A 1,580-nucleotide genomic window follows, 5' to 3' on the forward strand; every position below is an offset into this window, starting at 1 on the left:
ACGTCGACGCCGAGGAGTCCGAGGCGGACGGCTCGGGGCGGTGCGACAACCGCTCACGCGGCGACGGCGCGCCCGCCGATCCGCCGCCCGTGCCCACCGTCCCGCGCTGCCCGCCGCGCGGGCTCTCCGCGGGCTTGCTGGGCAGCGGTGAGCCGGGCAGGTTGTTCGTCGGCATATCGCTCGGCTCCGGCGCCTTCACGACCTCCGAGGACCGTACGGCCGCGCCCAGCATCGAGCCCACCAGCAGCGTCAGCCCGGCGACCACCATCGCCATCACGCCGCCGCGGCGCAGCACCCGGCGCCGCAGCTCCCACAGTTCGGCCCGGGGGCCGAGCCGCCGCCATGCCTCGCCGGCGAGGCGGCCGTCCACCGAGTAGACCGGCGCGCCCGCGATGATCAGCGGGCTCCAGGCGGCGAGGTAGATGATGTCGGGCGCGTCGTAGACCGGCACCGTGCGCCAGCTCACGGTGACGATCAGCGCGGCGGACAGCAGCGCGCCGAACGAGGCGGCCAGCCGCTGCCACAGCCCGAGCACGGTGAGCACCCCGACCACGATCTGCAGGAACGCCACGGTCAGCCCGGCGCCCACCGGATGCTCCAGCGCCAGGTCGCGCAGCGGCTCGGCGATCGGCCAGGGGTGCAGCCTGCGCAGCCAGGTGACCATCGAGCCGCGCTCGCCGCCGTCGAAGTAGACGGGGTCGGAGAGCTTGCCCATCCCGCCGTAGATGGAGATGAAGCCGAGGAAGATGCGCAGCGGGAGCAGGACGACGCCGAGGTTCATCCGGCGCCCGGGGTAGTAGGCGTGGCGTACGGACTCGGAGTGGCGGCGCGGGCGCGGAACCTCGGCGCTCCGCGACTCGTCCCGCTCGTGGTCGAGGGCGCCCGGCCGTCCGGAGGACGCGCCGCGCCGCTCCGCCCCGGCCGCCCTGGCCACCGCGCTCGCCCGGCCCGCTCCGCGCGCCCCGCCCGCCTCGGCCGGGCCGTCCGCGCCCGGACGCCGCCGCCCGCCGGACGACCGGGGCACGGACTCCGTACGGGGGCTGCGCGGGCCGATGACCGTGGGCGCCGAGTCGTCGTCGAAGGCGATCCGCGGCAGCACCTGCGTGGCGCCCACGTCCTCGGCGCCCTCGCCCGACCGGGACCGGCCCAAACCATCGTTCAGGCCATCGGACAGACTGTCGGTCAGCCCCTCGGAGGAGTACCGCACGGCCTGCAGCAGCCGGGTCGCCGCGGTGTCCCCGCCGGGGCGGGTACGGCCGCTCCACACCACGGGCGGCCGACGCCGGCCGGGGGCCGGGACGCGGCCGAGCCGGGCCCTGTCCGTCAGCGTGTTGCTGACGACCGGGACGCTGAGCTGCACCCGGAAGCTCGGGGCATTGACGGCGACCTGCGCCGGATCGCACGGCACCTTGGCCATGGTCAGCTGTGGTTCGTCGTCGAATCCCCCCGCGCGTCCCGCCAGGGGCGAAGGCATGCGGGCTTTTCTGGTCTCCACGCCCAACTAACCGAGTGACGGACGGGAAAGACACTGCCGGGGACGTCCCGATCTGTCCGAGGCCCGTCAAGATCATCGGGCCGGA

1 protein-coding gene is annotated in these 1,580 nt (G+C 75.4%); it reads right to left on the reverse strand.

Annotated features, from left to right (window positions below; all coding sequences use genetic code 11):
* A partial coding sequence (locus GWI24_RS44195; RefSeq protein ID WP_210951635.1) for a DoxX family protein occupies positions 1 to 1,474 on the reverse strand: 1,474 nt, incomplete at its 3' end.
* Positions 1,475 to 1,580: the final 106 nt, after the last annotated feature.

Source organism: Streptomyces sp. MK37H (genome assembly GCF_018035285.1).
In the GTDB taxonomy this organism is placed as follows: domain Bacteria; phylum Actinomycetota; class Actinomycetes; order Streptomycetales; family Streptomycetaceae; genus Streptomyces; species Streptomyces endocoffeicus.